Origin of the sequence: Acidovorax kalamii (assembly GCF_002245625.1) — a bacterium.
Lineage (GTDB): Bacteria > Pseudomonadota > Gammaproteobacteria > Burkholderiales > Burkholderiaceae_C > Acidovorax > Acidovorax kalamii.
Map to the genome: position 1 here is coordinate 1 of NZ_NOIG01000028.1, position 925 is coordinate 925.

Sequence of the window (925 nt, forward strand, 5' to 3'; positions counted from 1 at the left end):
TGTCGCTCAGGGTGTAGCTGAACTGGTGCTGCAGGCTGGCGGGCGCTGCGCTGGCCTGTTGCCCGAGTTGGACGATGGCCAGCGGGGTCACGCCTGCCAGCACGCTGTGCACGGTCTGGGGAAGGATCTTCTTGCCGATGACATCGCCCACGGTGGCGTTGGGCTTTTGGGCGTCGATGTAGGTCTTGAGCCGGTTTTGGTAGCTGGTGAGCTGGCTTTGAATGGCCGCCTGGTTGAGGTTTTGTACCCAGCCCTCTTGTTCGTTGACGGTGGCGCCGCTTTGGGCGGCGTTCAGCAGAGCTTGTGCGTCCAGGGGCACGGCGGTCTGCAGGTCCATGCCTGCTGCGTAGCTGTACTGCTTGACGCTGGCGTCTAGCGCCACCCAGGCGTTCAGGGGGCCATTGGGGTTGGGGTGCTGGGTGGGCGTGCCGTTTTGCGCGCCCCGGCTGGGGGCCCAGTTGACGTAGGCCTGGACCCAGGCGTGTTCGAAGCGGATGTTCTGGATGGCGCCGCCTTGGGTGACGCCTCGGGCCGCAATACCGCCCTGGTTCATGATCTGCAGGGCCGCTTGGGGGTTGCCTGCGTTGCCGACCCAGTTCATGGCCTGGGCGGCAGTCATGTCCACGGTGCCGAACTGGTAGCGGGCGGGGATGCCTGCTGCGCGCAGCAGGGCAATCTGCAGGCCTGCAATGTCCACGGCGTTACCGCGTTGTTTGTCCAAGGTGTCCTGCGCGCTCTGGATAGCGCCCCAGGTGGGGGTCCATTCGATGGTGTTGCGCACCCAGTTGTGGATGGCCACGGGGTTGTTGCCCAGCTCCAGGGCCTTGGCGCGGATGGCGGCAGTGAGGGTGACTTCGGGGGTTTCTGCGAGGTCGGCGGCAGTGGGCGCCTGGCCGGGCTCGGGCGGGACGTTGAACTGGATACC

The 925-nt window shown here is 66.1% G+C and carries 1 protein-coding gene; it reads right to left on the reverse strand.

The window, feature by feature from the left end; all coding sequences use genetic code 11:
- A partial coding sequence (locus CBY09_RS23405; RefSeq protein WP_165773981.1) for a transglutaminase-like domain-containing protein occupies positions 1-925 on the reverse strand: 925 nt, incomplete at both ends.